Origin of the sequence: Collinsella sp. AF19-1LB (assembly GCF_003459655.1) — a bacterium.
Classification (GTDB): domain Bacteria; phylum Actinomycetota; class Coriobacteriia; order Coriobacteriales; family Coriobacteriaceae; genus Collinsella.
Genome location: NZ_QRWO01000022.1, coordinates 1 through 22,445 on the forward strand (window position 1 = coordinate 1; position 22,445 = coordinate 22,445).

Here is a 22,445-nt window from a genome sequence, read left to right on the forward strand (position 1 = left end):
CAAGGCCAACATGGACGAGTTTGCCTTTGGCAGCTCCACCGAGAGCTCGGCGTTCCACCGCACCAACAACCCTTGGGATACCGAGCGCGTGCCCGGCGGCTCCTCGGGCGGCTCCGCTGCAGCCGTCGCCGCGGGCGAGGTCGCGCTCTCGCTGGGCTCGGACACCGGCGGCTCCATTCGCCAGCCGGCGTCGCTGTGCGGCGTGGGGGGCTTTAAGCCCACGTATGGCGCCGTGAGCCGTTACGGCGTGGTTGCCTTTGGCTCGTCGCTGGACCAGGTTGGCCCCTTTGGCCGCACGGTCGAGGACGTCGCGCTGGCCATGAACGCGCTTACCGGCGCGGGCCACGATCCGTACGACTGCACCAGCCAGGATTGCGCCGTCGACTTTACCGAGCATCTCAACGACAGCATCGAGGGCAAGCGCGTGGGCATCATCCCTGCGTTTATGGAGGCCGAGGGCCTGACGCCCGAGGTCAAGGCCGCTGTTCAGCGCGCCGCCCAGGAGCTGCAGAACCAGGGTGCCGAGCTGGTCGAGGTCGACCTGCCGCACCTGGACGCCGCCATCGCCGCCTACTACGTCATCGGCCCGGCCGAGGCGTTCTCCAACCTGGCTCGCTTCGACGGCATTCGCTACGGCTATCAGGAGGAGGGCTGCGCCAACCTGTCCGACCAGAGCTCGCTGTCGCGCGCCCACGGCTTTGGCGCCGAGGCCAAGCGCCGTCAGATGCTCGGCGCCTACCTGCTGAGCTCGGGCGTGTACGACAAGTACTACTACGCTGCGCAAAAGGCCCGCACGCTCATCACGCAGGACTACGACGCCGCGTATGCCAAGGTGGACACCATCCTCATGCCCGCATCGCCGCGCACGGCCTTTAAGTTTGGCGAGATCAGCGACCCCACGCAGATGTATCTCTCTGATCTGTACACCATCTCGCTCAACATTTGCGGCAACGGCGGTATCTCGGTGCCGCTGGGCCTGGGCGAGGATACTCATCTGCCCGTTTCTGCCCAGCTGGTGGGGCCCGCCTTTAAGGACCGTCAGCTGCTCACGTTTGCCCGTGCCCTGGAGCGCGGCTTTGCCGATACCGCCACGGGCGCGCCCGCGCTTTCCGTCGCGCCCGATTTTGCCGGGAAGGGAGGCGAGCTGTAATGAAGGAGCTTTCCGAGGTCCTGCAGGATTGGGAGGCCGTGATTGGCCTGGAGATCCATACCGAGCTCACCGCACTCGATACCAAGATGTTCTGCAACTGCAAGCTCAGCCACGATGACGAGCCCAACGCCAACGTGTGCCCGGTATGCCTGGGCCTGCCCGGTGCGCTGCCGGTGCCCAACAAGCGCGCCATCGAGAGCATCGTCAAGGCCGGTCTCGCGACTAACTGCGAGATCCAGCGCCACTCGATGTTCTACCGCAAGCACTACTTCTATCCCGACATGGCCAAGAACTTCCAGACCACGCAGGGTCCGGTCGCCTTTGCCATGTACGGTCACCTGGACCTGGACGTGACCGGTCGCGGTGCCGCCGAGCGCCCCGATTGCGCGTTTGGTGAGGCCGAGGCCCAGAGTCTGGCGAGCGCCTCGGCCAACGCCGAGGGCCTGTCCACGTCCATGACGTCGACCATGCGCGAGGGCAACCAGCGTGCCGGCCATCTGGCCAGCTATGACGCGTCCAGCTTGCAGATGCCTGAGCGCCGCGAGGACGGTTCCTACACGGTGCCCATCCGCATCCTGCGCATCCACATGGAGGAGGATGCCGCCAAGATGGTCCACGTGGGCGGTGCCGAGGGCCGCATTACCGCCGCTGCCGAGTCGCTCGTCGACTACAACCGCTGCGGCACGCCTTTGATTGAGCTCGTCACCGAGCCCGATCTGCGCACGCCCGAGGAAGCGCGTCTGTTTATGGAGAAGCTCCGTCGCATCTTTGTGACGCTGGGCATTTCGGACTGCTCCATGGAGAAGGGCTCCATGCGCTGCGACGGCAACGTTTCGCTGCGTCGCCGCGGCGAGACCAAGCTGGGCACCAAGACCGAGCTCAAGAACCTCAACTCGTTTAAGAGCCTGCACGATGGCCTTGCCTACGAGATTTGCCGCCAGGCCGAGGTGCTCGAGGAGGGCGGCATTATCTACCAGGAGACCCGTCACTGGGAGCCCAGCCGCAAGCGCACCGTGGTCATGCGTGTGAAGGAGACGGCCGACGACTATCGTCTGTTCCCCGACCCCGATCTGGCGCCGTTCGATCTGGACGATGAGTTTATCGACCGCTGCCGTGGCGAGATCCCCGAGCTGCCCGATGCCAAGCGCGTCCGTTTTGAGGCCGACTTTGGCATTAAGACGGCCGACGCCGAGCAGATCGCCGGCGACCCCGAGTTTGCCGACTTCTTTGAGGCCGCCGCTGCCGGTATGGCTGGCAAAGAGGCCCAGACGGTCGCAAACCTGCTGGTCAACGAGATGATCGCCTACCTTAAGGGCGCGGGTGTGTCACTCGCCGAGTCCGGTATTGCGCCGACTCAGGTGGCAGCCCTTGCCAAGCTGTTGGCGACCGATGCCATTAGCTCCAACCAGGCGCACGAGGTCTTTGAGGCCATGGCCCAGACCGGTGACGACCCCAACAAGATCGTCGACGAGCGCGGTATGCGTCAGGTGAGCGACGCCGGCGCGCTGCAGCCGATTGTGGACGAGGTGTTGGCAAACTGTGCCGAGCAGGCACAGCAGTATCGTGACGGCAACCAGAAGGTCATCGGCTTTTTGGTGGGTCAGTGCATGAAGGCAAGCCGCGGCAAGGGCAACCCGAAGCTCTTCAACGAGTTGCTGAGAACGTCGCTCTCGTAAACGGGAACCCGGGAGCCCCGGCAGGGCGGGCGCTTCCTCAAAATTTCGAACAGTCCTGCGCAAGACGAAGGCCACATTAAGTGGCCTTCTTTGCGTGCGGAACTCATTTTGAGCAAGCACCCGCCCTGCCGGGGCTCCCGGGTTCTGCAACGACTCGGCCGTTCGGGTCAGGTGGGCTGAATGGAATTTGGACCCCATAGTTTCCAAAAAGTTAACCTTTGTTGAACTTAATAGTTAGATAAACTAAACTATTTTCCAAAAGTGTGCTCGAGCAAACTTGTTTACTCGGGTGCTGAAGCACCATGCCGCGTCCAATGCGGCAAAAGGGAGAAGCAACATGAAGAAGTCGACGTTCAATACCCTGCTTGTCGGTGGCGGTTTTCTGCTTGGCACGGCCGGCATCAAGCTGCTTACCAGCGCTCCGGTCAAGAATGCCTGCGTTCAGGGCATTGCGTGCGGCATGCGCATCAAGAACGGCTACCAGGACATGGTCGAGCAGGCCAAGGCTAATGTCGACGACATGGTTGCCGAGGCTGCTTACATCACCCAGAGCGAGGCCGCTGCTGACGAGGCAGCCGAGTAGCGCTCCTAGGCACAAACTATGAGATTCTCGATTATCAGCGAGATCCCCGGCAGGACCCGCCTCCAGTTGGCGGGTCCTGTGCCAGAGAGCGATCTCGATGCGCTTCTTAAACTCAGTGGTGACATCGACGGCGTGCGCAAGGTGCGCGTCTATGGCCGTATTGGCCAGTTAGCGCTCGAATATGATGAGCCGTGTCGCGATGCCGTGCTGGCCGCCGTCGGTGCGCTCGACGCTCAGGCCATTGCCGACGCAAAGACGGGTTACGTGATGCAGCTTGAGCCGCGCAAGCACAAACTCGTTATGGACCTGGCGACACTCGTCGGTGCCCATTACGCACGTCGCTGGTTTTTGCCCACGCCCCTGCGTGCGGTGTTTGTCGTGGCCGGTTACATGGCATTTTTGCGCGCTGCCCTCCGTGAGCTCGCGCAGCCGCGCCTGACCGTTCCCGTGCTCGACGCTTCGGCCATCGGCATTTCGTTCGTCAAACGTGATGTTGACACCGCGGGCCAGACGATGTTCCTGCTCAACGTGGGTGAGTTGCTCGAGGACTACACCCGCGCCATGAGCGAAAACGAGCTCATCAACTCGCTGCTCGATGTGCCCGACAAGGCGCAAAAGGTCGTCGGCGACACCGAGGTAAGCGTTGCCGCGACCGAGCTTGAGCCCGGCGATCTGGTCGCCGTGCGTACTGGCATGTCCATTTGCATCGACGGCGTGGTCGAGCAGGGGAGCGCCATGGTCAACCAGGCGACCCTGACCGGCGAGCCGCTGGCCGTCGAGCGCAGCGTGGGCGACGACGTGTTCGCCGGTACCGTCGTGGAAGACGGCAGCATCTTGGTGCGCGTGCGCGCCAACACGGCACAGACCAAGCTGCGCTCGATTGTCTCACTCGTGCAGACGGCCGACTCGCTCAAGTCCGAGGGCCAGTCGCACATGGAAGACCTCGCCAACAAGATCGTCCCGTGGAACTTCCTGCTCGCGGGCCTTGTCGCTCTCACTACGCGTAGCCTCATTAAGACCTCGGCGGCGCTGATGGTCGACTACTCGTGCGCGCTCAAGCTAACGGGTTCCGTCGCCGTCATGACTGCCATGAGCGATGCTGCCAAGATGGGCGTCATGGTCAAGGGCGCGAAGTACTTTGAGTCGTTTGCCAAGGCCGACACCATCGTGTTTGATAAGACCGGCACACTCACCGAGGCGCAGCCGCGTCTTGCCTGTGTGCTCACCACCGATGGCTGGAGCGAGGACGAGGTTCTGCGCCTTTCCGCCTGCTTGGAGGAGCATTTTCCGCATCCGGTGGCACGCGCTGTGGTCAACGCCGCCCGCGAGCGTGGCCTCGAGCATCGCGAGCGACATGCTGCCGTCGAGTACATCGTGGCGCACGGCATCGCTTCGTCCATCGAGGATCGTCGCGCAATCATCGGTTCGGCGCATTTTGTGTTTGAGGACGAGCATGCCCAGCTAGAGGCAGAGACGCAAGAGCAAATCGAGTCCCAGATGCAGGGCCTGTCGCCGCTGTATCTGGCGGTCGACGGCACGGTCGTCGGCGTGCTCGGCATTGAGGATCCGCTCAAGCCCGGGGTCCGTGAGGCTATTGCCGACCTGCATGCGCTGGGCATCAAGCATGTCGTTATGCTCACGGGCGATTCGGAGCGCACGGCCGAGCGCATCGCGCGCGAGGCGGGTGTCGACGAGTTTAAGGCCGAACTGCTGCCCGAGGACAAGTACGCCTATGTGGAGCGCATTAAGAGCGAGGGGCGCCATGTTGCCATGGTGGGCGACGGCGTCAACGATTCGCCGGCGCTCGGTTTGGCCGACGTGGGCTTGGCGATGGGTGGCGGAAGCGACATCGCCAAGGAGGTCGCCGATATCATCCTGGCCGACACGGATCTCGCCGCGATCGTGCGCCTGCGCCGCATGAGTCAGGGCCTCGTTGATCGTCTGACGAGCTCCTACTCTAAGGTGATGCTCACCAACTCAGCGCTGTTGGCACTGGGCATTACCGGAACGATAACCCCGCAGGCGTCGTCGCTGCTGCACAACGGCTCGACGATTGCCTACAGCCTGAGCAACGCGAAGGCGTACCTGCGTTAGCAGACGTGTTCGCCCACGTTATCTGGCCTGCGCCCAGACGGCATCGGTGTCGTCCAGGCGCAGGCTTTTTGCATTTGACCATGTGCTAGCTTCTCTATATAGTGTTGCTAGCGGTGCTAGCAATTGAAGGGAGCGGAATCGACGTGGGTGCTGTTAGCGGCATGGCGCAGGTGAACGTTCGCGTGGATCGCCAGGTCAAGAACCGTGCCGAGGAGGTGCTGCGGCTTTCGGGCGGGTCACTGCCCGAGCTCATCAAAAAGGTGGTGGCCAAGGTCGCGCAGGGTGGCGGGCAGTGCGAGGAAGTGCTTGCGGCCGTCGACGACCGGCAGCGGACCGTCGCGCCCGATACTCCGTTCGCCGCATCATGGGCGGCGGCGGATCAGCTTTACGCGGACCTTGGCATCGCTACGTCGCCCGTATCCGACGATCGCGATTGGGACACAATCTATTCCGAAGCCATGGATGAGCGCTATCGCCAAAAGGGGATGATCCTGTGAGCGGGGCTCCCCTCAAAATAATGGTGGATGCCAACGTATGGGTTGATTCGTTTTGCGTTGACCATGCCGAGTCGCTTGCCGCGCGTGCGTTTATTGGACAGGCGACGGAGACGGGGGCATCGCTGTTCTTTCCAGTGCATATCGCCAAGGACGTGCTGTACGTTGTCCAACACGAACTGAAGCGCAGCGTTCTTGCCAGTGGGGGAGCGCTCGACGAGGCTTCTGCCCGCGCGATTGGCGATGCGGCGCTGGCGTTTATTCGGAATATGACCGAAAACGCCACGGCCGTGGGTGCAGATGCGTCGGACCTTTGGCTGGCCGACAAATACTTAGCGCTCCATCGCGATTACGAGGACAACTTGGTGCTCGCCGCGTGCAAGCGCGCGCAGGTCGATTACTTGGTGACCAACGATCGCAAACTGCTCGAACATGCCGATCTTGCAGCAAAGACCCCGCGCCAGATGATACCGATTCTTGCTTTGGCCGAACGCGGCGGCGCGGCTATCGGTTGACGCGAACTGTTTGCGGGCCTCTTGGACGACGATGCGCCAAGGGGCCCGCGTCTGCTATTTACAAAAGCTCGGCCTTAATGGCGGGACTTTCTGCGAGCTGCTCGGCTGCCTTTTCGTCGGAGCTGTCGAGTGCTGCCAGGCTTCGGTAGACCCACTCGTTGACCTGGGTGTTCTTGACGCCTGCGGTCTGCATAAGGGCGCCTGCCTCGCGGATTGCTGCGAGCAGATCGGCTTTGGGACCTGCGAGCTCGACCTCGACGCCGTGGTAGGCGGTCACGCCGCGGTTTTCGCTCACGTGGTCGATAAAGCTCTCGACGGTCTCAAGCTGCTGGGCGAGAGCTGCATCATCGTCAGCGTCCAGCGCGACGAGTGCGTTCGATACCGTGAGGGCGGGATGTCCGCAGGGGACAAAGCCTTCGATGACATCCATAGCTTCGGTAATGGTTGAGCCCAGGCCTGCGAGGGCATTGACGAGTTGCTGCTTGGTATCCATAACGGTCCTTTCGACGGGTCAATTTTGCTTGGCGAAAATATACGTGACGCGTTCGGTGGCAAAAGTGTGAAGTGCGGCGCACATTGGGGTCTTCACAGCTCGTGCATAGAACAGCTGTCTGCCTTTAGAACGTGGTAAGATAGCACTCCACAAGCGGGGCTCGCCCCGCGTGTTCCTTGAAAAGTCGACGGTTATCGGGTGTTTGCAGGCCCGATGCCATCCAGACTTTCCCGACATTCGGGGGCGACTGGTTTCGACACGATAGCTCTGAGAGAGGAAGCAAGCCGAGGTCTCCTCGCCTCGTTAAACAGGGGTACCGTCAAATTGAATTGACAACAACTCTTCTTTTGAGCCTATGGCTCTCGCTGCTTAGTTTATAGCGGCGCGTCAACCCGGTGATTTCCCCGACACCGGCGCGACGTCATGTTAGGGGAATGCTCCTGCGCACGTAATCGGTATGGCGCAGGCTAAGACCGAACCGGTTAGGACACCGCGAGCGTGTCGCTGCGCGCAAAGCGTCCGAGACTAAACCAGCGACTGAGCTTGGAGATGCCAATCAGGGGGCTTTCGTGGACCGGAGTTCGATTCTCCGCGCCTCCACCATAAGTAACAGGCAGGTAGATACTCATATCTACCTGCCTTTTTATTTCTTGTCCGCACCGCGGAGAATCGAACTCTGTGCAGGGCGCGGGCGTAAAGAAAACGCGTAAGCGTTTTTAGCCCGCGGGCGAGGACGCCGGCAGGCGGCCGAAGCCGGTGCGGATTTGCGAAGCAAATACGCGGATTCTCCGCGCAAAGCCCCAGCCAAAACAGATGTGCTGCCGACGGCATTTCTGCTGGCTGTGCCCCGCGCCGACAGATCCCCTTCATCCGCGGAGAATCGAACTCTGTTTAGGGCGCGGACGTTAAGCAAACGCTACGGCAACGCAGGGTGGGACACGCTTTCCTAACGGCGGCCCAGGCGGAAAATCCATCCCGGAATTCCGGCTCAGACTGGGGTGCAGTTTCCGGATGACGCCTCAAGCGGAAACTGCATCCCGGAATCTTCATTCGGAATGGGATGCAATTTCCAAATGAATGGCTAGCGGAAAGTATATCCCGGAATCCGCGCTCAGAACGGGTCGCGCTTTCCCAACGGCGGTCCAAGCGGAAAGCGCATCCCGTAATCCCGCCTCAAACTGGGACGCACTTTCCGCTGCACCTGCCGCCTCGAAAAACCTGCGCGCCCTCCATCCCAAAACTGGGTAGAAGAAGGCCAAAACGCAATCGCAGGAGGTCAATATGACTGCAGAAGATAAGGCAAAGAACGCCGGCAAGGTCGCGCTCGTCTTGGAGGGCGGTAGTTTTCGCGGGCAGTTTACCGCGGGCGTGCTCGACGTTCTCATGGAGGCCGGCGTCGAGATTCCGGCGGTATATGGCGTATCGGCCGGCGCCCTCAACGGCGTGAACTACAAGTCGCACCAGATCGGCCGTGCCAACCGCATCAACCTGGCTTTCTGCAACGACAACCGCTTCATGGGCGCCGCATCGTTTGCGTCCACGGGCTCCATTGTGGGTTACGACTTTATCTTCAACGATGTCCAGGACCGCCTGGATCCCTTTGACAACGAGACCTTCGACGCGAGCCCCATCGAGATGTACGCTGTCGCGACGGACATGCTCTTTGGAACCGCCACGTACCTCCCGGTCAAAAGCGCCGTGCTCGATCTCGACGCCGTGCGCGCCTCGACCTCGCTGCCGCTGGTGACGCCGCCGGTCGAGATTGACGGGCACAAATACGTCGACGGCGGCGTGGCCGATTCGGTTCCTATCGAGCATGTGCTCGAGGAGGCGGGCTTCGACCGTGCGGTCGTCATCGTCACGCAGGACCGTTCGTATGAGAAAAAGCCCTACGAGTTTTTGCCGGCCGCGCGTGCGCGTTATGCCGACTACCCCTATCTGCTCGAGGCTATCGAGACGCGCCACGACCGTTACAACATCCAGCGCATGCACCTGTGGAAGTATGAGCGCGAGGGCCGTGCGTTGGTCGTCGCTCCGCAAAAGCCGGTCGAGGTCGGCCATGTCGAACACGACCCGGCAAAGCTATTGGACCTGTATATCCAGGGCCGTCAGGAGGCAAAGCGCCTGCTCGCGGAAATCCAAGAGTTCGTTGAACGCTAGCGACGGCAAACCCTCAAAAATGACAACAGCTAAAGAGCTGGAAAATCACGGCTCGTGGATGACATGTGCAGAAACTCTGGTCGGAGCCAAAATACCTGTTGACTCGTACGGCGAGCGGGGTAATATGGACGGGTTACTTGCAGAGCCCCGTGAATCTCTGTAACAACACGTACTGTACATGGAGGAGTCTAAGTGATTTCGAAATCGACTCACTACGCCAAGCAGGGCGAGGTCCAGCGCAACTGGGTTCTCGTCGACGCCGATGGTGCTGTCCTGGGCCGTCTTGCCACCCAGATCGCAATGATCCTGCGCGGTAAGAACAAGCCCCAGTTCACGCCCAACAGCGACTGCGGCGACTTCGTCGTCGTCATCAACGCCGATAAGGTCCAGCTTACCGGTAACAAGGCCGACACGAAGACCTATTATCGCCACAGCGGCTACAACGGCGGCCTCAAGGCTGAGAGCTTCCGCCAGGCTATGGAGAAGCACCCGGAGAAGGTCATCGAGCGCGCCGTTCGCGGTATGCTGCCCAAGACCACCCTCGGCCGTGCCCAGATGACCAAGCTTAAGGTCTACGCTGGTGCCGAGCATCCGCATGCTGCCCAGAACCCCACGAAGATTGAGCTGGAGGCTTAAAGATGGCTGAGAACACCGTTGTCTACCAGGGTACCGGCCGTCGTAAGAACGCCGTCGCCCGCGTCCGTCTCGTCCCCGGCACCGGCAAGGTGACCATCAACAAGCGTGACGCCGAGCAGTATTTCGGCCGTCATCAGCTCGTTGAGAACGCCCTTGCTCCCTTTAAGGTGACCGACACCGCCGGTCAGTTCGACGTTATCGCTCTGTGCGATGGCGGCGGCATCTCCGGTCAGTCCGGCGCTCTGCGCCTGGGCATCGCTCGCGCTCTTCTGAACGCTGGCGACTACCGTGCTGACCTTAAGAAGGCCGGTTTCCTTACGCGCGATGCTCGCGTGGTCGAGCGCAAGAAGTACGGCCTCAAGAAGGCCCGCCGCGCTCCCCAGTTCTCCAAGCGCTAAGGTTTTATCTCCTTACGAGATACAATGTACAAGCGGGGCCTGCCGATTGCTCGGCGGGTCCCGCTTTTCATTTTCGACTAGAGTGGGCGACTGTGTTTTGCCTACTTGGGAAGGAGCGATCCTATGCCCCAGAACATCTTCGGTACCGACGGCGTCCGTGGCGTCGCCAACGCCGACCTCTCGTGTGACCTCGCGTTTCGCCTTGGCCGTGCGGCGACCAAGTTCCTTGGTCCGGACATTTGCATCGGCCGCGACACGCGTCTTTCGGGCACCATGCTCGAGAGCGCTCTGACCGCCGGCATCATGGCCGAGGGCGGCCGCCCGCATTGCTGCGGCGTTATCCCTACGCCGGCCGTGGCGCTGCTCACTGTCCAAAATGAGCTCGACGGCGGCATCGTCATCTCTGCTTCGCACAATCCTCCGGAGTTCAACGGCATCAAGTTCTTTAGCCGCAAGGGCATGAAGCTTCCCGATGCTGTCGAGGAAGAGATCAGCGCTTGGGTCATGTCCGAGGAGGCCATGGCTGCCGATACGCTGCCGACCGGTGCCGGCGTGGGCCACATCATCAAGATGAAGGACGCTCGCAAGGCGTACGTCGACCACGCCATCGATACGCTTGATGGCCTGAGGCTCGACGGCCTGGTCGTTGCCGTCGACTGCGGCCATGGTGCTTCTTGCCAGACTACGCCCGCCGCGCTGCAGCGCCTGGGTGCCACGGTCCATGCCATCAACACCGATTACTGCGGCACTGACATTAACGTTGAGTGCGGCTCCACTCACCTTGAGCCCCTGCGCGAGCTCGTGCTGCGCACCCACGCCGATATCGGCCTGGCCCACGATGGCGACGCCGATCGCGTGCTGTTCGTGGACAGCGAGGGCAACGAGATCGATGGCGACTACATCCTGGCTATCTGCGGTTCTGACCTTGCCGCTCGCGGCAAGCTCGCCAACTCCGAGATCGTCTCGACCGTCATGTGCAATCTGGGCTTCTCCATCGCTATGAAGGAGCAGGGCTTCGAGATGGTTCAGACCGCTGTGGGCGACCGTTATGTTCTTGAGCGCATGCTCGCGGACGGCGCCGTCATCGGCGGCGAACAGTCCGGCCACATCATCTTCCTAGAGCACAACACCACCGGCGACGGCCTGGTGACGGCTCTGCAGCTGCTGGCCGTGCTCAAGCGCACCGGTCGTACCCTCACCGATCTTGCCGGCATCATGAAGAAGTACCCGCAGGTACTCGTCAACGTGCATTCCGACAACAAGGCCGGTCTGGACGATTGCCAGCCCATCTGGGATGCCGTCGCTGCTGCCGAGAAGGAGCTTGACGGCCGCGGCCGCATTCTGGTGCGCCCGAGCGGTACCGAGCCGCTGGTCCGCGTGATGGCCGAGGCCGAGACGCACGAGCTGACCCAGCGCGTTGTCGACGACATCGTCGAGGTTGTCAAGCGCGAACTTCCCTAATGGTCAAAAACCGGTGCCAAGTGGTAAACTGTCAAGGTTATTTTGATTGATTAGTATGTCCGAGGGGGAGCATGTTCACTAAAGTCCTAAGGTCTTTTGGTATGCGTGGTCGAGTCCTTACGCTGGATGCTCCTATCTCGGGCGACGTCATTCCGTTGTCCGAGGTCAATGACCAGACGTTTGCCACCGGCCTTTTGGGCCAGGGCGTGGCGATTCAGCCCACCGGAACGCGTGTGATTGCACCGGCTGACGCCAAGGTCGAGGCCATTTTTCCCACGGGACACGCCGTTGCGCTTAACACGGTCGATGGCCTGGACGTGCTCATCCACGTTGGTTTGGACACTGTTCAGCTCGAGGGCAAACACTTTACCGTACATGCGCAAGTGGGTGACATCGTCCATAAGGGCGATGTACTTATTGAGTTCGATCGCGAGGCAATTGCTGCCGAGGGCTACGATGTGACGGTTCCCATCTTGGTGTGCAACTCCGTTGAGTTCTCGAGCATTAAGGGCTCCGTTGGAGAGCATGTCGAGGAGATGGACCAGCTCATCGTCGCGCGTGAGCGCTAGTCGCTCCGCTTGGCCTTTAGCCTACAATTCAATCACGTTTACGGAGGGCACCCTTGAAAGAGGGCGCCCTCCGTGGCAAGATGGGAAACGTCCGAAGCTAAACAGCTTTGGGTCACCGTGGACGGGCAGGGGCCTCGACGCGGCTAGACACGAGACACATACATTACGCGACCTCGCCCTGGTGGCCGCACACGTTGGTTGCGGCCGACGCGGGCCGCGGGCAAGTGCTTGTAAAGGGAGCCTTGCCTCTCTTGTACGAGAAAGGACGCGTAATGAAGATCATTAAAGCTAAAGACTACGAGGATATGAGCCGCAAGGCCGCTAATATCATCTCGGCCCAGGTTATCCTCAAGCCCGATTGCGTGCTTGGTCTTGCCACCGGCTCCACCCCGATTGGCGCTTATAATCAGCTCGCTGCTTGGTACAAGAAGGGCGACATCGACTTCTCCGAGGTCAGCACCTATAACCTGGACGAGTATCGTGGCCTTTCGCACGACGATCCCCAGAGCTATCACTACTTTATGCGCGAGAACTTCTTCGATCACATCAATATCGATCTGAACAACACGCACGTGCCCGATGGCTCCAACCCCGACGCCGCCGCTGCCTGCTCCGAGTACGACAAGATCGTCGCTGCCGCCGGTTACCCGGACCTGCAGCTGCTCGGCATTGGCAACAACGGTCACATTGGCTTTAACGAGCCCGATGACCACTTCTCCAAGGGTACGCACTGCGTCGACCTCACCGAGAGCACCATTCAGGCCAACAGCCGCCTGTTCGACAGCATCGACGACGTGCCCCGTCAGGCCTACACCATGGGTACCCAGACCATCATGTATGCCCGCATGATCCTGGTCGTCGCCAACGGCGAGGCCAAGGCTCAGGCCGTGCACGACATGTGCTATGGTCCGGTTACGCCCGAGTGCCCGGCTTCGATCCTGCAGCTGCACACCAACTGCGTTGTCGTTGCCGACGAGGCCGCCCTTTCGCTCTGCGAGTAGCGCGAATCCTGCACCTCGACATAGCCTTGCCTAAGGCCTCCGCATTGCGGGGGCCTTTTTGTTATCCCTCTCCGCCCGCTTGACCAAAATCTTGCCGTAAGCTTGACGAATGCCGGATGCCAACAGCTTGATTCATTCCATACCAGATTCTATGCAAAAATGCCACTAAAAGGTCGTAGACGGTAGCGGGTGCTAGGCGAGTTGAATGACATGGCTGAACCTTGTTCATTTACGTTACACTGCCGCTTAGATGGGACAAGCTGACAAGCTCATTTACCTGCTTAAAGACCGATTAGTCGGGGGATTAATAACAATCGGCCCTTGCTGTACAAAAACTTGCCGCTTGCGTACCAAAAGACAACCTAAAACACAAGGTCGCTCTATTCATAGTGCGGCTTGTATGGTCTTGCGGTTACAGTGTCCATACGGTCGAGTTGAGGAGCGGGCATGGTAAACGATTTGAGCAGTATAGACGGCCTCGAGCTGATGCCGCTGGGCGGAGGCTATATGGTGCGCCGCGAACGCTTGATGAATGAGCTTATAGCCAAGGGCCGAAAGGCCGGCATCGTGGTTCTTTATGCGCCCGACGGGTTTGGGAAGACCTCGGTGCTGCTGCAGTACACCCATGAGGTTAAATGCGACCCGACGCGAGGCCCCGTGCGGATTATCGAGGCCGATCGCGCCATTGGGCGCGAGGTGTTTATGCAGCTCGAGGTGGTTACCGAAGAACTCAAAGACAAACCGCACTCCCTTATCGCGATTGATAATGTGCCAAACCTCGATCAGCACGATACCGAAGACCTCATCGACAGGATTCGCGGCCTGCGCGCTATGGGGGTAGGGGTCTTTATCTCCTGCCGTCCTTCAAATCGTCAGCTGATTCACGGGCTGGGCGATTCGGTTAAGATCAATGCGCAGATGCTCAAGGTACATGCCTATGAGTATTCGGCGTGGGCATCGGCGTTTTCGATCAGCACGTCGCTCGACTTTTATCAGCTCACACAGGGCGTGCCCGAGCTCGTTTCGGCATTGCAGACGGGTCTGTATGGCCAAGGCGACGTAGCCGGACTGCTCGAAAACGAGATTGTCAACGTATATGGCGCGGCACTTGCCGATCTGGCTTCGCTCGACAATAATGCGCTGTTTTGCGTGGCATGTCTCATGATTTTGATGGGCGAGGGCAATATCGCAGAACTCGAGGCTTGCGGGGTGAGGCTGTCGATGGTCGACCAGTCCTACTTTGTACGCGACTACCCGATCTTTGGCTTGGATCCCGCCGAGCGGAGTTTTACGTGTCTGGGCACGGAGGATAACGGACGCTTGCGTTTGCGTAAGTTGGTGGCCGAGATTCGCCCCGAACTTGTTCCGAGGGCGGCCCGGATTTTGCTTAAGGCGGGTAGATGCGATGCGGCGATGGGCCTGGCGGACGCCTTTTTGGACCGTGATGCGGTCCTTGAACTTGCTGGGCAGTATGGGGTCGATCTGGCTCTGACGGGGCACGGGGCCGATATCTGCCGAGCAGCGCTGGGCACGATCGATGCCGAGGATCCGGCTCCAGAGCCAACGCCTGCCGAGGCGCTTGGCGTATATCTGGCAGCGGTCAGCGTGTCCAATACAAAGCTCGCTCGCTATATGGCATCGGTTATCGAGCGCGGGGGCGAACGGGCGGCCTGCGAAATAGACCCTGTTTCATGGAGGGTGGCCCAGACACTGACGGCTGTTTGCTATGGGGACAACGGGCTTGGGCTCCCTACGAACCTGGCCGTGCCAGAAATCGAGACATCCCATACCGCACTCGATATGTTGTCTGCGCATATCGAGGTCAAGCGATGCCTGACCGAACGGGGAGATGACGGCGGCGTTCTACAGCAGCTCAAAACGAGCAAGGCCTACGATTGCGAGCTCGACATCGCGGGGATTGTTATACGGGCCGATAGCATGCTGGTGGAGCTCTTTGACGGGTCGTTTGCGGGAACCGACGAGCGCGACGACGAGATGACGGTGGTGCGGGAGGCGCTCGACGTACGCGGGCTTAAGGCGATGGCTATCTGGGTGCGCATGGTGTTGGCGGCACGGCGGCTCCTTTCCGGCTTGCCGGTAACCGACGACGCGGCGTTCAACGAGCTCGATCGTTTTGCCGTGCGCATGCGCGACAACCAGATTCAGCTGTTTGGCCTGTTGCTAGAAGGCTGGCAGTCGCTGGCAGAGGGACGGCCGGTTAATGCAAAGTTCCGTGCGGTCCAAGTGCTCAAACTTGCCGAGGAGTCGATTGCGTATATGCGCGATAACGCATTGCTGCTGGAGCGCGCGGCATATCTGCGTAACACCTCGATGGTTTCGGTGCGCGAGGAAGCGGAGCTACTCGATATAAGCCAGACGCAGGTTGGTGGCGCAGAAGCCTGGATGGTGGCGCTGCATTTGGCCTGTGCGGGCCGAGACAGCGACCTTGCGGCCTGGATGTCCATGAATCGTGCGGGGATTCTAGAGCCATCGTATCGGCTCTTTGCGCGCCTTGCCATGCATTGTCTGGGCGAGCCGGCGGCCAGGATACGCAAGAAGCTTCCCGTGCGCGAGCTGTCGCGGTACTCGCTGCGCGACGATCTGGAAGGGGAGGGCGAGCGCCTGTTCCAGGCCGGCGAGGTTGAAGCCGTTGATACCATCGACCATATCGAGATTCGCATGTTTGGTGCGTTTCGCGCCGAGCGCGATGGGTTTCCCATCACGGACAAAATGTGGCGGCGCAAGAAGGCGGCGACACTTGCCGAGCGGCTTGCGCTGGGCATGGATGCGCTCGTCGATCGTGAGACGCTGGCCATGGAGCTGTGGCCCCATGCCGAGTTCAATAGCGCCCGCAACAACCTGTACTCGACGATATCGCGCTTGCGGTCGGCTTTGGGACCGACGCCGGATGGCAAGTCGTGTGTGCTCATCCAAAATGAATGCATCGGACTCAACGGCGACTACGTCAAGACCGATGTACGGCTGTTTGACCAGATAAGCCGCGAGGTTTTGGGAAATCGCACGGGTGCGCGCGGGCCCCATTTAGTTGAACTGTGCCTTAAGATTGAGCAGCTTTATGCCGGACCGCTGTATGTTCCCAATGGCTGTAACCCCACCTACTTTTTGCGTATGCGACGCATTATGCAGTCAAAGTACATCGATTGCATGATTAAGGGAGCAAATGCCGCTCTAGAAGAAAACGATCTGCAGTCGGCGATTTGGCTGGCGGAGTCGGGGCTTCGGCAGGAAACAGCGCGTGAGGATATGGTGCGCTGCGCCATGCGCGTCTACAGTGCGGCGGGGCGGCGGCGCGATATCGTCGAGCTGTACAGCGGGCATATGCACCATCTAAGGGAGCAGGTCAATGGCGTGCCCGAGCCCGAGACGCGGCGTCTATACGAGCGCTTGGTGGAGGGGCGGCTCAATCGCGTGCTGGTCGAGCGATAAAAAACGGGCGCCCGAAGTACTTGGGCACCCGTAAGCTTGCTATGTGTTGACTCGCCGGATCATTGGCTCTTAGACGAGCTTGATCTTCTCGATGTCCTTGCGCGAGGACTCGCGATACAGCGAGAACTTGCGGCCGATGACCTGGACGACCTCGGCGTGGCAACGCTCGGAGAGCTCTTCGGCGGCCTCGCGGGCGGAAAGACTGGAGCCATCGAGCACGGAGCACTTAACGAGCTCATGCTTCTCCAGGTAGGCGACCGTCTGCTCGACGGTGCCCTCGTTGACATCGGACTTACCGATGATGATGGCGGGGTTGAGGTGATGGGCCATGCTGCGAAGCTGCTTGACCTGGGCTCCTGTCAGTGCCATGGGTTCTCGCTTTCTATGTATGGGGCGCCCCGCGACGGGGCCTTAATCTACGTGAGCTGTCCCACGATAGCGCAGGAACGGCACGGTGTGGAGCGCGTTTGCCCAGTTCGCAAAGAATGCGGATGCCGAGGTAATGGGCAGCTCGGGCTGTGAACGGGCTACGAGCGGGATTCAGAGACCGGTTCCCATGCAATAAACGCCCAGCGAACCTTACGGACATGATCGAGCATATAGCGCCCCTGCGGCACGCCCTTGGATCCCGGCTCACCGGCATGGGGGTTCTCAATCATGTGCTGGGCGATGTAGTCGCGCAGACGGTCGATCTTATCCTCGTTGCCATGCTCGAGCATACGGGAAAAATCCGCCACGCCCGCTTCAAGGCTATCGAAGGTATCGCGACGAGGCGATTCAAAGTATGTAACCTGCGGCAACACACCCATCTGAATGAGGATGTTGAAGGCGTACACAAAGCCATTGCTGCAGGTAACCGAGGCGCCGATAGCGTTCATCAAGTGCAGATCATAGCGCGGGCTGGAGTTAGCGACCATCGTGACAGCACAACGCCGACGAGCCGTTCGATCAAGCTTGGCAAGCGCATCTTTTAGATTGGTCGTCGTAACCGACCGACTGGCAAAGGCAACATCCACCGCTTTCGCGACCGGTCCAACCAAATCCCAATCATCATCCCAAGCAAGCTCAAGCGGTGTAATGCGATCCTCGAGTCCATAGTACTCAATGCCAGCATCAAGCGTGCCCAACATAGCAGGGGAAAAGTCAGCAGCAATCACAGGATGCCCAGCCTGAGCAAGCGGAATGGCAATCGACCCAGCCCCACACCCCATATCAAGCACCGATTCACCAGGCTTTAACGCCAACAGCTTCATAAAGTCCCGGGCATACGGAGCAGTCTCAAGCGGCCGAAAATGCCGAGCCCGCTTATCCCACTCAAAAGAATCATCAGCCCGCCGCCGACCAGCTTGCAAACGCATCCATTCGCCATTCCAATCAGCAGAAAGCAGCTCAGAGCGAGCATTCCCATCAACCACGGGCCAACCTCCTAGCAACAAAAAAGCGACTCCCCCCAAAAGAAGAGCCGCAACCAGCATATTTCAGAAAGAACCGATCCAACGCCAAACCGCCGTATCAACCATGTGGTGCAGGAGCGAAGCAACTGCAACCGGGATAGAACCCAACCGAGGTCCCGTTGTGCGGGAGCCCCGGGGAGGGCAAATATATAAGGTCGATCGCGAGTTCCGCACGAGCCGGAGAGCACTTAATGTGCTCTCCGTGCGAGTCAGGACTGTCCGAGCAGGCGACCTTATATATTTGCCCTCCCCGGGGCTCCTCGCCCGAACCCCTCAGCTAGTTCTTCAGCGAGTTCAGCGGTGCCGGGAAGCGTCCACCACGGTGGGCGAGCACGGTGCCGGCGTTGGGGTTCACCGGCATGATGGGTGCACGGCCGAACAGGCCGCCGTACTCGACGCAGTCACCCACGCCCTTGCCGATGGCGGGAATCACGCGGACGGCCGTGGTCTTGTTGTTGATGACGCCGATGGCCATCTCGTCGGCGATGATGCCGGCGATGGTCTCGACCGGGGTGTCGCCGGGGATGGCGATCATGTCCAGGCCGACGGAGCACACGCAGGTCATGGCCTCGAGCTTCTCGAGCGAAAGCGCACCGGCTTCGACGGCGGCGATCATGCCGGCGTCCTCGGACACGGGGATGAAAGCGCCGGAGAGACCGCCCACGCTGGAGCTGGCCATGACGCCGCCCTTCTTGACGGCATCGTTGAGCATGGCGAGCGCGCAGGTCGTGCCCGGGCCACCGCAGGTGCCCACGCCGATGATCTCGAGGATGCGCGCGACGGAGTCGCCGATGGCAGGCGTGGGAGCCAGCGACAGGTCGACGATGCCCTTCTCGACACCCAGGCGATGGGCGGCCTCGCGGCTCATGAGCTCGCCGGCACGGGTGATCTTAAAGGCGGTCTGCTTAATCTTTTCGGCGACTTCCATCATCGATGCGGAATCGGGCAGCGTCTCCAGGGCTGCGGCCATAACGCCGGGGCCCGAGACGCCTACGTTGATGACGGCGTCGGCCTCGCCACCGCCGTGGACGGCGCCCGCCATAAACGGGGAGTCCTCGACCATGTTAGCAAAGCAGACAAACTTGGAAGCGCCGACGGAATCCTGGTCGGCCGTGAGTTTAGCGGCATCGATGATGGTCTGGGCGGCCATAAGCACGGCGTCCATGTTGATGCCGGCGCGCAGGCTGGCGACGTTGACGCTGGAGCAGACGCGGCTGGTGGTAGCGAGCGCCTGGGGGATGGACTGGATGACGCGGCGGTCGGCATCGCCGATGCCCTTCTGAACGAGCGCGGAGAAGCCGCCCAAGTAGTCGATGCCGAGCGTCTCGGCCGCACGGTCGAGGGCATGCGCGATGGGGGTGAGGTCCTCATCCTTGCAGCATGCGGCGATCTGCGCCACCGGGGTGACGGAAACGCGCTTGTTGACGATGGGGATACCGTACTCGCGCTCGAGGTTCTCGGCGGTCTCGACCAGATGCTCAGCTGTGTGCGTCACGTGGTCGTAGATCTTCGTGCACATGCGGTCGAGGTTCTCGTCACCGCAACCCATGAGCGAAATGCCCATGGTGATGGTCCTGATGTCGAGGTTCTGCTCCTCAACCATGCCGCGGGTTTCCGCGATTTCTGCGGGCGTGATCGCCATCCTTGCGCTCCTATCTGCCAAAACGAGCATAGTCTTATTTATTCTAACGTGCCGCACGTGCCAAGTGGCGCATGCGGCACGTTTTGGTGCGGGGTTGTTTCCGTTGTGTTACCGGCCAAAGACCTCTTCGGCGATGCGGGCGCTTTCGGCGGCGTCCTTGGCGTAGTAGTCCGCGCCGATCTGCTTGGCGTATTCGGGGGTGAGCACGGCGCCGCCTACGATGATCTTGACGTCTGGAACCTCGGCATGGAGCAACTTGATGGTCTCTTCCATGGCGACGACGGTGGTAGTCATAAGCGCCGAGAGGCCGACGAGCTTGATGTCACGCTCTCGTACGGTCTTGAGCACCTCTTGTGGGTCGACGTCGCGGCCTAGGTCAAAGACGGTGTAGCCGTAGTTATCGAGCAGCATCTTGACGATGTTCTTGCCGATGTCGTGGATATCGCCTTTGACGGTGGCCACGCAGATTTTGCCCTTGTCGGCAATCTCGCCGGCGGGCATCAGGCGCTTGATGGTGTCAAAGCCCACGCGCGCGGCCTCGGCCGAGGCCATAAGCTGCGGCAAGAAGAACTTTCCCTGGTCAAAGAGGACGCCAACCTCGTCGAGAGCGGGGATAAAGTGATTGTTGATGAGGTCCATGGCGTCGTGGTCTGCCAGCAGACGCTCGGTCTCGGCAGCGATCTCGCCTTTGCGGCCCGAGACGACCATGCGACGAATCGGGTCGTCATTGCCGTCGGGGGTGGTGGCGCTGGCAGCGGGCGCGGCGTCGGTCGATGCGGTCTGAGCCGCCGCCGGGTTGGCGGCAATCTTGTACGGGTCGGTCCAGCCGGCGTAGCGTTCGATGTATCCGGTCGAGCCCTCGTCCTCAACGCTCAAGACGCGATAGCTGTAGACGGTGTCCATAAAGCGCTTGGAACCCGGGTTCATGATGGGGGCGTCCAGACCTGCACCAAAGGCGGCGGCTAAAAAGACCGAGCCCAGCAGCGGCCGCGCGGGCAGACCAAAGCTGATGTTCGACACGCCGAGCGCGCATTTGACGCCCAGGCGCTCCTTGCACAGGGACATGGCATGCAGGATCTGCTCGGCCTGGCGTTGATTGGTCGAGGCGGTCATGACCAGGCAGTCGATGAGGATGCGGTCCGGGCCGATGCCGTAGCGGGCGGCCTCGGCCACGATGCGCTCGGCGATGGCGAAGCGAGCCTCGGCGGTATCGGGGATGCCGCCCTCGTCGAGCGTGAGGCCGACGACATTGGTGCCGTAGTGGGCGACCAGCGGGAAGATCTCGTTCATGATCTGCTGTTTGCCATTGACTGAGTTGATGATGGGCTTGCCGGCGTAGCGACGTACGGCGGCCTCGACGGCGGCGGGGTCGGTGGAGTCGATCTGCAGCGGCAGCAGCGTGGAGCCTTGGAGCTGCTCGGTCGCTTGCTGGATGACCTTGACCTCGTCGATCTCGGGTAGGCCCACGTTGACGTCCAGGATGTCGGCGCCCTGCTCTTGCTGGCTGATGCCCTGGCTCACGACGTAGTCCAGGTCGCCGTCGCGCAGGGCCTGCTGCAGGCGCTTTTTGCCGGTGGGATTGATGCGCTCGCCGATGACGGCGATCTTGTGGCCGTCGCAGGGAAGGTCCACCACGGTCTGGGCGCTCGTGACCGACATGCTGGGCTTGCGGTGACGCGGGCTGGGCGTGTGGTTGTCGATGAGGGCGCGCAAGGCGGCCATGTGCGCCGGCGTGGTGCCGCAGCAGCCGCCCACGACGCTCACGCCGTCGGCAATCATGCCGGCGACGGCCACGGCGTACTCGGGTGCCTGGATGTCAAAGACGGTATTGCCGTCATCGTCCACGCGGGGCAGTCCCGCATTGGCCTGCACCATAACGGGCTTGTCGGTAACGGTGAGCATGCGCGCAGCGAGCCCTCGGAGCTCGGCCGGTCCCTGGCTGCAGTTGATGCCCAGAACGTCGGCGCCGATAGCGTCGAGCGTGATGGCGGCGACCTCGGGGCTCGTTCCCAGGAAGGTACGGCCGTCTTCCTCGAAGGTCATGGTGGCAAAGACGGGCAGGTCGGAGTTCTCGCGGCAGGCGAGGACGGCTGCCTTGATCTCGGCCAGGTCGGTCATAGTCTCGATAATAAAGAGGTCCACGCCCGCATCGACGCCGGCACGCACTTCCTCGGCAAAGAGGTCATAAGCCTCGTCGAAGCTGAGGGTACCCAAAGGGCGAAGCAACGCGCCGATGGGACCGATGTCACCGGCGACGTAGCGGGCGCCGGCAGCGCGGGCACAGGCGACGGCCGCGGCAAAGACATCTGCCACGGTGGCGGCACCGTCGAGCTTGTGGGCGTTGGCGCCAAAGGTGTTGGCGGTGATCACGTCGCAGCCGGCCTCGACGTATTGGCGCTGAATATCGGTAATGACCTGGGGCTCCTCAAAGTTGAGCAGCTCGGGCAGAGCGCCGGCCTTCATGCCGGCCGCCTGCAGCATGGTGCCCATGCCGCCGTCGAACAGCAGGTGCCCCGTGCCCTCGATGGCGGCGCGCAGGCGATCGTCCTTAATGCGAAGGTCGTCGATCGTGCGCGTCTTGTATGCAGCGCCATTACGACGGGCAGCATCAACGGGCGCCGCCAGTGCGGCGCCGTCCAGATCGTGAGTGATAAGCGGAGTAAACATCAATG

At 61.1% G+C, this 22,445-nt stretch carries 18 protein-coding genes and 1 other RNA gene; 14 read left to right on the forward strand and 5 right to left on the reverse strand.

Translation table 11 applies throughout. From position 1 onward, the window contains the following. The 6 genes from DWX39_RS07455 to DWX39_RS07480 all read left to right on the forward strand — a co-directional run. A partial coding sequence (locus DWX39_RS07455; protein ID WP_117759127.1) for an amidase family protein occupies positions 1–1,150 on the forward strand: 1,150 nt, incomplete at its 5' end. Continuing rightward, on the forward strand, positions 1,150–2,826 hold the full coding sequence (gatB, locus tag DWX39_RS07460; RefSeq protein ID WP_117759129.1) for an Asp-tRNA(Asn)/Glu-tRNA(Gln) amidotransferase subunit GatB: 1,677 nt from the start codon (positions 1,150–1,152) through the stop codon (positions 2,824–2,826). The genes DWX39_RS07455 and gatB, both read left to right, overlap by 1 nt. Before the next feature lie 337 nt (positions 2,827–3,163). Then, positions 3,164–3,409, forward strand: a complete 246-nt coding sequence (locus DWX39_RS07465) for a DUF6110 family protein (RefSeq protein WP_055250999.1) — start codon at positions 3,164–3,166, stop codon at positions 3,407–3,409. A gap of 78 nt (positions 3,410–3,487) precedes the next feature. Further along, complete coding sequence (locus DWX39_RS07470) at positions 3,488–5,503, forward strand: heavy metal translocating P-type ATPase (RefSeq protein ID WP_233508831.1); 2,016 nt, start codon at positions 3,488–3,490, stop codon at positions 5,501–5,503. Positions 5,504–5,646: 143 nt separating this feature from the next. Beyond that, the gene (locus DWX39_RS07475) at positions 5,647–6,000 is read left to right on the forward strand and encodes a hypothetical protein (protein ID WP_117759132.1); all 354 of its coding nucleotides are present in this window, start codon (positions 5,647–5,649) and stop codon (positions 5,998–6,000) included. Then, positions 5,997–6,512: a PIN domain-containing protein gene (locus DWX39_RS07480; RefSeq protein WP_147336388.1), complete on the forward strand. Its 516-nt coding sequence runs from the start codon at positions 5,997–5,999 to the stop codon at positions 6,510–6,512. The genes DWX39_RS07475 and DWX39_RS07480 overlap by 4 nt, the downstream gene beginning before the upstream one ends. 58 nt (positions 6,513–6,570) lie before the next feature. On the opposite strand, the gene DWX39_RS07485 is transcribed toward DWX39_RS07480, so the two are convergent. Continuing rightward, entirely contained in the window at positions 6,571–7,005 is a 435-nt protein-coding gene (locus tag DWX39_RS07485; protein WP_117759136.1) for a hypothetical protein, read from the reverse strand. 239 nt (positions 7,006–7,244) lie between these two features. Here DWX39_RS07485 and ssrA point away from each other — a divergent pair. The 8 genes from ssrA (at position 7,245) to DWX39_RS07525 (ending at position 16,677) form a co-directional block, all read left to right on the forward strand. After that, positions 7,245–7,608, forward strand: a transfer-messenger RNA (tmRNA) gene (ssrA, locus tag DWX39_RS07490). Between the two features lie 678 nt (positions 7,609–8,286). Then, positions 8,287–9,165 (forward strand): patatin family protein, encoded by an 879-nt coding sequence (locus tag DWX39_RS07495; protein WP_117759137.1) that lies wholly within the window; start codon positions 8,287–8,289, stop codon positions 9,163–9,165. A 192-nt stretch (positions 9,166–9,357) separates the two neighbouring features. Beyond that, positions 9,358–9,801 carry a 50S ribosomal protein L13 gene (rplM, locus tag DWX39_RS07500; RefSeq protein WP_022094635.1) on the forward strand — a complete coding sequence of 148 codons (444 nt, stop codon included), beginning with the start codon at positions 9,358–9,360 and terminating at the stop codon, positions 9,799–9,801. A gap of 2 nt (positions 9,802–9,803) precedes the next feature. Next, positions 9,804–10,199, forward strand: a complete 396-nt coding sequence (gene rpsI / locus DWX39_RS07505; RefSeq protein WP_022094634.1) for a 30S ribosomal protein S9 — start codon at positions 9,804–9,806, stop codon at positions 10,197–10,199. 123 nt (positions 10,200–10,322) lie between these two features. Beyond that, the gene (gene glmM, locus DWX39_RS07510) at positions 10,323–11,660 is read left to right on the forward strand and encodes a phosphoglucosamine mutase (RefSeq protein ID WP_006234694.1); all 1,338 of its coding nucleotides are present in this window, start codon (positions 10,323–10,325) and stop codon (positions 11,658–11,660) included. Between the two features lie 71 nt (positions 11,661–11,731). Continuing rightward, on the forward strand, positions 11,732–12,229 hold the full coding sequence (locus DWX39_RS07515; RefSeq protein WP_035136902.1) for a PTS glucose transporter subunit IIA: 498 nt from the start codon (positions 11,732–11,734) through the stop codon (positions 12,227–12,229). 272 nt (positions 12,230–12,501) lie between these two features. Next, positions 12,502–13,230, forward strand: a complete 729-nt coding sequence (gene nagB / locus DWX39_RS07520; RefSeq protein ID WP_117759139.1) for a glucosamine-6-phosphate deaminase — start codon at positions 12,502–12,504, stop codon at positions 13,228–13,230. A gap of 447 nt (positions 13,231–13,677) precedes the next feature. Continuing rightward, positions 13,678–16,677 (forward strand): BTAD domain-containing putative transcriptional regulator, encoded by a 3,000-nt coding sequence (locus tag DWX39_RS07525; protein WP_117759141.1) that lies wholly within the window; start codon positions 13,678–13,680, stop codon positions 16,675–16,677. Positions 16,678–16,746: 69 nt separating this feature from the next. Here the strand turns inward: DWX39_RS07525 and DWX39_RS07530 are convergent, their stop codons facing one another. The 4 genes from DWX39_RS07530 to DWX39_RS07545 all read right to left on the reverse strand — a co-directional run bounded on the left by DWX39_RS07530 (position 16,747) and on the right by DWX39_RS07545 (position 22,440). Further along, complete coding sequence (locus DWX39_RS07530) at positions 16,747–17,046, reverse strand: YhbY family RNA-binding protein (protein WP_117563618.1); 300 nt, start codon at positions 17,044–17,046, stop codon at positions 16,747–16,749. Between the two features lie 158 nt (positions 17,047–17,204). Beyond that, complete coding sequence (locus DWX39_RS07535) at positions 17,205–18,092, reverse strand: methyltransferase domain-containing protein (RefSeq protein ID WP_233508833.1); 888 nt, start codon at positions 18,090–18,092, stop codon at positions 17,205–17,207. A gap of 316 nt (positions 18,093–18,408) precedes the next feature. Then, a complete protein-coding gene (locus DWX39_RS07540; RefSeq protein WP_117759145.1) occupies positions 18,409–19,773 on the reverse strand; it encodes a PFL family protein in 1,365 nt (454 codons plus the stop codon). Between the two features lie 108 nt (positions 19,774–19,881). Beyond that, positions 19,882–22,440 carry a homocysteine S-methyltransferase family protein gene (locus DWX39_RS07545; RefSeq protein WP_199411466.1) on the reverse strand — a complete coding sequence of 853 codons (2,559 nt, stop codon included), beginning with the start codon at positions 22,438–22,440 and terminating at the stop codon, positions 19,882–19,884. Positions 22,441–22,445 lie beyond the last annotated feature (5 nt).

Coding starts and splice junctions, on each gene's coding strand:
- gatB (WP_117759129.1), top strand. CDS start 1,150: ATGAAGGAGCTTTCCGAGGTCCTGCAGGATTGGGAGGCCGTGATTGGC.
- DWX39_RS07465 (WP_055250999.1), top strand. CDS start 3,164: ATGAAGAAGTCGACGTTCAATACCCTGCTTGTCGGTGGCGGTTTTCTG.
- DWX39_RS07485 (WP_117759136.1), bottom strand. CDS start 7,005: ATGGATACCAAGCAGCAACTCGTCAATGCCCTCGCAGGCCTGGGCTCA.
- DWX39_RS07495 (WP_117759137.1), top strand. CDS start 8,287: ATGACTGCAGAAGATAAGGCAAAGAACGCCGGCAAGGTCGCGCTCGTC.
- rpsI (WP_022094634.1), top strand. CDS start 9,804: ATGGCTGAGAACACCGTTGTCTACCAGGGTACCGGCCGTCGTAAGAAC.
- glmM (WP_006234694.1), top strand. CDS start 10,323: ATGCCCCAGAACATCTTCGGTACCGACGGCGTCCGTGGCGTCGCCAAC.
- DWX39_RS07515 (WP_035136902.1), top strand. CDS start 11,732: ATGTTCACTAAAGTCCTAAGGTCTTTTGGTATGCGTGGTCGAGTCCTT.
- nagB (WP_117759139.1), top strand. CDS start 12,502: ATGAAGATCATTAAAGCTAAAGACTACGAGGATATGAGCCGCAAGGCC.
- DWX39_RS07525 (WP_117759141.1), top strand. CDS start 13,678: ATGGTAAACGATTTGAGCAGTATAGACGGCCTCGAGCTGATGCCGCTG.
- DWX39_RS07530 (WP_117563618.1), bottom strand. CDS start 17,046: ATGGCACTGACAGGAGCCCAGGTCAAGCAGCTTCGCAGCATGGCCCAT.
- DWX39_RS07540 (WP_117759145.1), bottom strand. CDS start 19,773: ATGGCGATCACGCCCGCAGAAATCGCGGAAACCCGCGGCATGGTTGAG.
- DWX39_RS07545 (WP_199411466.1), bottom strand. CDS start 22,440: ATGTTTACTCCGCTTATCACTCACGATCTGGACGGCGCCGCACTGGCG.